We start from the raw sequence: 6,420 nt of genomic DNA, 5'->3' as shown, positions 1-6,420 counted from the left end.
GTATCGCCTGTGTCACCGGTTTCGCCTGTGTCTCCGGTATCTCCGGAGGCGGATGAAGCAGCGACAAGTCCAGCAAACCCAATCCCGCCTGCAGCCAAAATAGCCTCTTGAGACGCCATACCAGCCCCTAAGCCAGTATGCGCGATCACATCGGACTCCCCAGTCACTGCAGATACAGCTCCGTCAGAAAACACAAGACGGCTCACCTCGCCAGACGGACCCTTGGCGAAAAAGTTTTCGACGACAATTCGATCCCCTGAATTAAGTTCAACGATAAGGTTTTCAGAGGTTTTAAAATAACGATTGATATCAGATGCGACAGCATCAATGCGAATATCACTTGCTGATTTTGCTAAAAGTCGGGTGGTTTGCATAGCGTTCCTGCTTCCATTGTAGCGAAGTGTTTGCGTCTCACAGCCAAACTGCCCCAAATCTCTCTGATACAATCGGCCAAATACATACTTTGGATATTAGTACCAAACCTAAAGGATTAATCAATGCAAACTTTAGCCCTAGATAATCAAATTTTCCCTTACACGCGGATGGTCCTAAATATTATGCATTCGCCTTCAGTCCAATGAGAGGCGCGCCTCATCTGAAATGTGAAGAGGCTCTGCTTTTGATGACATTTTGCGGCCGAGCTAAGATGTAATACGGTTTGGTTTCTTCAGCCATGTGAGGACATTCAGTTTTATAGACCATAATCCAGTCATTAATCGCGCACTTGGTTTGCCCGTGATCATGAATACGGTTCAGGGGCGAAGATAGGCTTCAAAATATGGATGGAGGCCAACAATCACGAGCCGCCGCGTTCTTCTCGTGGCAGCGAACCGCCTGCTGATTTATAGGCAAAAACCAAACGACCTGATCAGCACGCGCAAAGCATTGCTAAAGTTACATCAAACCCTGTCCAATAAATGGGGTGCAACTCACCATAGACATAGAAACTGTTCACAAATTCCCTTAAAGATTGCGTACAACCATTAAGACAAGAGATAACAAATATGTCCACGCCGCAAAAATCTCCCGAACGAAACAAGACTCAAAGCCGGACCGTTAAAGTTCAAGTTGCCTTGAGACAGGCGATCATCGAGCAACGTCTTGCCCCCGGCATCCGGCTGCCAGAGGACACGATCGGGGAATCGTTCGGCACCAGTCGGACGATTGCTCGCGAGGCATTACAACGCCTAGCGGTTGAAGGACTGGTTGAATTGCAGCCCAATCGAGGTGCATTTGTCGCAAACCCTTCACTGGATGAAGGCCGCGATGTGTTCGTTGTGCGCCAAGGTCTGGAACGTATGGTCGTACGACATCTGGCTGGTAATTTGTCGACACAGCAGATTGCGACGCTAGAACACATGCTACAACAAGAGGAGCTTGCTGCGGCCCAAAATGACGCCGAAGCCATACGGCTTGCGGGTGAATTCCATCTCAAGCTTGTGGAAATGACCGGCAACCAACTCTTGATCCGATATCTCACGGAAACAATCTCGCGCTGTTCGCTAGTGTTGGCGATGTATGGTCGCCCCCATTCGGTGGATTGCGGTATTGAGGAGCATCGCCAGATTATCGAAGCCCTAATCGCAGGCGATGTAGAAAGAACCTCCTCTTTGATGGAGCACCACTTAGATGAAGTGGCAGGACGAGCACTTCTGGAACCCCGCAAAACGGAAAGCCTACAGGATGTTTTGTCGAGTTTCGCTGACCTCCTTCGATAAATGATTCCATTTCTCCGCAAATTGCATACAATAATTTAAAAGATCGCACTCAATAGCATCCATTTAAGCATGCACAATTCGCACATTTTACAGACAAACCCACAATTAAACCGCCTAAACTGCAATCAACCCTATAATTAGGTCATAAATTTCCACAAAAATTACATTTCAAAACAGGAAAACGAGAAAGTTGGTGCATGCAGTTCCTATGCAACCAACCCGACAGGAGTTTTCCGAAATGCCATTTCGCCCAACCGACCTGAGCCGCCGCGGTTTTCTGAGCGCTGGAGCCGCCGCCTCTGCCCTTGCCGCCACATCACAATGGTCCCCCGCTTTCGCACAGGAGCCTGAGGTGCTTAATTACCTCTCATGGCCCGGCAATGCAGACCCATATCTCGTTTCCGAATTCGAGAAAGAGAACAACTGTAAAATCATGATCAAAGAGTATGTCGGTGGCGATCAAATGCTGGCAGTGCTCAACCAATCGCCTCCCGGTTCATTCGATATGGTGATGGCGGATGCCGAATACATGCATCTTTTGAAGGACGCTGACTATCTTGAAGAGCTCGATCCAGCTGACTATCCGCTGAACGACTTTTTTCCTGAATTCCAGAAATTCCCCCTGCATTGGTTCGATGACAAGCTCTACGGGGTGATGACGGATTTCGGCTATCTTGGTCTGTCTTACAACACCGATCTCTACCAGCCTGAAGAAGTCGCGTCCTATGACGTGATGTGGTCGGATAAGGCGAAAGGTAAAGTTGGATTTTTGGATTGGTATCTGCCCTCAATGGGCTGCGTTAGCCTATCAGCAGGCAACACGCCTCCGTTTGACCTGTCTGAAGACGGCTTTGAAGCGATGAAGGACAAACTGTTCTCGCTGCGCGATCAAGCATCAGGTTTCTATACGATTGCCGATATCTTCTCGAGCTTGCGCAATGGACAGGCGCATATGATCCCTGGCATTGGGGAATGGATCACTCTGGGTCTTCGCATGGACGGCGCCCCTGTGGATACAGTACTGCCAGAAGAAGGCGGCCTGCAGTGGACCGAAAGTCTCTCGATCCTTAAAGGCACCAAAAAACGTGATCTGGCGCGGAAGTTCATCCAATACACCACTTCGCCACGCGGTCAGGTTCTGCAGGCTACAAAGGTCGACAATAAAAAATCCATTCCCTCAGTTGCGGGGTGGAAATTGTTGAACGACACAATGCCAAAAGAAGCCGAAATCCTGCGGATGCAGTTCGATCAGCCCAACGTGATGGAAGAATATAAAAAGGGGCGTATTCATTATCGCCAATTACCTTCGTTACAACCGATTGAAGATTGGAACGATATCTGGTCCGATTTTAAGAGCGCCTGATGACAATACCGCTCACCCCCACCAGTGCAAGGCAGCCGCAGCAACGCGGCCGCCTTCAATCGATGACTGGAAAAACCATCAAAGCGGCAATCGGGCCGCTCGTGCTGGGGTTGCCCCTTGCGCTTTGGCAAATTTGCTTCTTTGTTCTGCCGCTGGGCTTTCTGGGGGTGGTCACATTCTGGCAGGTGCGCAACTATCGCCTGCAACCTGCCTTTGTTCTCGACAATTGGGAACGGATGCTCGGATCCAATGCGTTTCAGCGGGCCTTTGTGCATACTTTCAGCGTCGCCGCCATTGCGACTGTTCTGGCGCTGGTCTTGGCATGGCCTGCCGCCCAAACCATCGCGTTGCGCCTTTCGCCGCGTGCGCGGGACCGTTGGATTGCGTTTTTGATCCTGCCCATATTTTCGAGCTATATTCTCAAAGTCTACGCATGGCAGGTCATTCTCTCTCCACAGGGTATTATAAACAGCCTGCTGACCGCGGCGGGTGTTTCTTCGCTAAACCTTCTTGGCGGCGCATTGTCGTTGCAGATCGGGTATATGACGCTGACACTTCCGGCCGTAACATTAATCCTGACATTCGCACTGCTCGGCCTTGATCGCGATATTATCGACGCCGCGCGAAATCTTGGATGCAAAGGGCCAACTCTCATCACCTCCGTGCTGATCCCCGCTATTCGGCCAGGCATTATTTTTGCAGGTAGCACGGCTTTTCTACTCGCCTTTGGCGATTACGGAAGCCCTGTTTTTCTGACGGGATCCAATCCCCCCACCTTGTCGATCCTCATCGTGGATACAATCAAATCTGGATCACAATGGCCGCGCGCCTCAGTCATTGGCGTCACAATGCTCGCCCTCCCTGCAGTGGGTTTTCTGATTGTGACAATGGTGAAGTGGCTTTTGAAAAGGACCAGAGCATGAAAAGCCCTCTTTCTCTCAGCTCCGTGATGAGCTTCATCTATCTCGCCTGCCTTGCGCTGTTCATCGCCGCCCCGATGCTGGTGATTGTCGTGTTCAGCTTTGACGCCAATCGTTTCCCAACCCTGCCTTGGGGCGGGTTCAGCATTGAGTGGCACAAGGCCGCACTCAACGATCCAATGATTATCGCCGCATTGCGCAACTCCGCCATCGTCGGGTTTGGAACGGCAACGCTTGCGACAATATTGGGGTTTTGTGCGGCATATCTGGATTACCGCTATCACTTCTTTGGCAAACGCGCGATGATGATCGCCGTAGCCATCCCGCCTGCAGTGCCGGTTGCGATCCTAGGCATGGCGATGCTGGCATTCCTATCACGCACGCCGATTTTCGGCAGCCCGACCGCAATTATCGTCAGCCATACGGTGATAGCCTCGTCCTTTGCGATGGCTCTGATCCGTCTACGATTGACCGAACTTGGTCCCGATTTGGAACAGGCTGCATGGAACCTTGGCGCGAGCCGCGCACAGGCGATCCGGCTGATCGTTCTTCCTTTTTGTCGCCCCTCGATCATGGCCGCGTTTTTTCTCTCTGCGGCAGTGTCCTTTGATGAATTTATGGTCGCATGGTTTGTCGGCGGCGTGCATGAAACCCTACCCGTGCGGATTCTCAACATGCTGCAAGGCCAAGTAAACCCAAAGATCAATGCGATCGGCACCGTGGTACTCGCGATCAGCCTGACGCTGGTCCTCATCGCGCAACGCCTCGCGCGCACAGGAAAGGAAACACGATGACATCCGAAAGCTACGTCAGTCTGCACGATATCGATATGCGCTATCCAGGCCATCACGCCGTGAAAGGCATCAATCTAGATATCAAAGCAGGCGAATTCGTCGCCCTGATGGGGCCGTCAGGCTGCGGGAAATCCACCACACTGCGTATGATCGCAGGACTGGAAACACCGACAGGCGGCAAAATCACCATTGGCGGACGCGATATGGCTGAGGTCTCCGCCGCCGAGCGCGACACGCCAATGGTCTGGCAAAGCCTCGCATTATTCCCGTTCCTTTCGGTAGAGGATAACGTGGCCTTCCCACTGCGCATGAAAGGCGTACCGCCCAAATCTGCACGCGTACGGGCGAACGAATGGCTGGAGCGATTGAACCTGAACGGCATGGGCAAACGGGCCGTTGCTCAGCTTTCAGGAGGCCAACGCCAACGCGTTGCAATCGCGCGGGCCTTAGTGACACAACCTTCAATCATATTGCTCGATGAGCCTTTATCGGCGCTGGATGCGCATTTGCGCGTGCATCTGCAAACCGAACTGGCGCGGCTGCACCGAGAACTGAAAATCACTTTTATCTATGTTACCCATTCGCAATCCGAGGCCTTCGCCTTAGCGGACCGGATCGTGGTGATGTCAGACGGGGTTATCGAGCAAGCCGGCCCGCCGCGCGAAGTCTATCGCGCCCCGCAAACACCTTTCGTCGCCGAATTTATGGGAATGAACACCTTGCTACGTGGCAGCCTGCGCGAGAAAGACGCGACAGATGTCGTGATCCAGACACCCGAAGGGCCAATGCGCGCGCCAATTAACGGTGCGATGCAAACCCTCCCCGATTTGGGATCTGATGCAGGCTTGGTCATCGGCGCGGATCGTATTTCTATGATGCCCGAAACGGCCGCCAGTCCAGCCGATCAACCACGCGTCTTAGGGGAAGTCGTGGGCATGGATTTTGTCGGCTCCACTCAAACTATTTTCATCGCCTCTGATGCGGGCATAGAATTCCGCGTGCAGCGCTTGGAACATGCCGCCGAGACCTTCCCCGTTCATCTCGGCAGCCGCGTTGCAATGACTTGGACGCCCAAACACGCATGGCTTTTGCCGCGCCTTAGCTAAGGAAAACCGATGTATCAAGAAACTTTCATGCGCCAAGCCATCGCGCTCTCCGCCAAGGCGCTCGACACAAAAGGCACAGAACCTTTCGGCGCGGTCGTTGTTCAAAATGGCAAAATTGTCGGCGAAGGGATTAACCGATCTTTGGCAACATTCGACCCCACCTCGCACGGCGAGACAGAGGCGATCCGTGATGCTTGCAAGACCCTGCAAACCGTCGATCTGCGTGGCTGTGAAATCTACACGAGTTGTGAACCCTGTGCCCTTTGCGTCGCGGCCATGGCCATCGCAGGAATTACAAAAATGTATTACGCGGCCAACCTTAGCCAAAGCGATGCAGCCCTTCAAAACCTGCCTGAGACAAACCGCTTCCCGATCGATGTAGACCATCTGCGTCATGAATGCGGCAGACCTTTAAGCGCGCGTAAAATGCCTGCCCAGCAAGCCCTGTCAGCGGAAGCGGTTGAGGTTTTGCGCGCATGGGCGGCCCAACAACAAAACGGCTGAACACCGAACTATATT

Annotated in this window: 7 protein-coding genes; 6 read left to right on the top strand and 1 reads right to left on the bottom strand. The window is 52.6% G+C overall.

All coding sequences use genetic code 11. The annotated features are described in order from the left end of the window. On the bottom strand, window positions 1–374 hold a 374-nt coding region (locus KO497_RS11535), incomplete at its 3' end, for a BapA/Bap/LapF family prefix-like domain-containing protein (protein ID WP_215944119.1). Window positions 375–1,004: 630 nt separating this feature from the next. On the opposite strand from KO497_RS11535, the gene KO497_RS11530 reads away from it, so the two are divergent. From KO497_RS11530 to KO497_RS11505, 6 genes are all read left to right on the top strand, one after another. Then, entirely contained in the window at window positions 1,005–1,718 is a 714-nt protein-coding gene (locus tag KO497_RS11530) for a GntR family transcriptional regulator (RefSeq protein ID WP_215944118.1), read from the top strand. 238 nt (window positions 1,719–1,956) lie between these two features. Beyond that, the gene (locus KO497_RS11525; protein ID WP_215944117.1) at window positions 1,957–3,081 is read left to right on the top strand and encodes an ABC transporter substrate-binding protein; all 1,125 of its coding nucleotides are present in this window, start codon (window positions 1,957–1,959) and stop codon (window positions 3,079–3,081) included. Next, window positions 3,081–4,004: an ABC transporter permease gene (locus KO497_RS11520; protein ID WP_215944116.1), complete on the top strand. Its 924-nt coding sequence runs from the start codon at window positions 3,081–3,083 to the stop codon at window positions 4,002–4,004. The genes KO497_RS11525 and KO497_RS11520 overlap by 1 nt, the downstream gene beginning before the upstream one ends. Continuing rightward, window positions 4,001–4,795, top strand: coding sequence for an ABC transporter permease (locus KO497_RS11515; RefSeq protein WP_215944115.1), 795 nt, complete (start codon window positions 4,001–4,003; stop codon window positions 4,793–4,795). Before KO497_RS11520 ends, KO497_RS11515 begins: the two co-directional genes overlap by 4 nt. Then, window positions 4,792–5,901, top strand: a complete 1,110-nt coding sequence (locus KO497_RS11510; RefSeq protein ID WP_215944114.1) for an ABC transporter ATP-binding protein — start codon at window positions 4,792–4,794, stop codon at window positions 5,899–5,901. Before KO497_RS11515 ends, KO497_RS11510 begins: the two co-directional genes overlap by 4 nt. A 9-nt stretch (window positions 5,902–5,910) precedes the next feature. Next, window positions 5,911–6,405 (top strand): nucleoside deaminase, encoded by a 495-nt coding sequence (locus KO497_RS11505; RefSeq protein ID WP_215944113.1) that lies wholly within the window; start codon window positions 5,911–5,913, stop codon window positions 6,403–6,405. The last annotated feature ends 15 nt before the right edge of the window (window positions 6,406–6,420 follow it).

It is taken from the genome of Pacificibacter marinus (genome assembly GCF_018860665.1).
Taxonomy (GTDB): Bacteria; Pseudomonadota; Alphaproteobacteria; order Rhodobacterales; family Rhodobacteraceae; genus Celeribacter; species Celeribacter marinus_A.
This window is presented reverse-complemented; position numbering and strand designations above follow the sequence as displayed.

Coding starts and splice junctions, on each gene's coding strand:
- KO497_RS11530 (WP_215944118.1), top strand. CDS start 1,005: ATGTCCACGCCGCAAAAATCTCCCGAACGAAACAAGACTCAAAGCCGG.
- KO497_RS11525 (WP_215944117.1), top strand. CDS start 1,957: ATGCCATTTCGCCCAACCGACCTGAGCCGCCGCGGTTTTCTGAGCGCT.
- KO497_RS11520 (WP_215944116.1), top strand. CDS start 3,081: ATGACAATACCGCTCACCCCCACCAGTGCAAGGCAGCCGCAGCAACGC.
- KO497_RS11515 (WP_215944115.1), top strand. CDS start 4,001: ATGAAAAGCCCTCTTTCTCTCAGCTCCGTGATGAGCTTCATCTATCTC.
- KO497_RS11510 (WP_215944114.1), top strand. CDS start 4,792: ATGACATCCGAAAGCTACGTCAGTCTGCACGATATCGATATGCGCTAT.
- KO497_RS11505 (WP_215944113.1), top strand. CDS start 5,911: ATGTATCAAGAAACTTTCATGCGCCAAGCCATCGCGCTCTCCGCCAAG.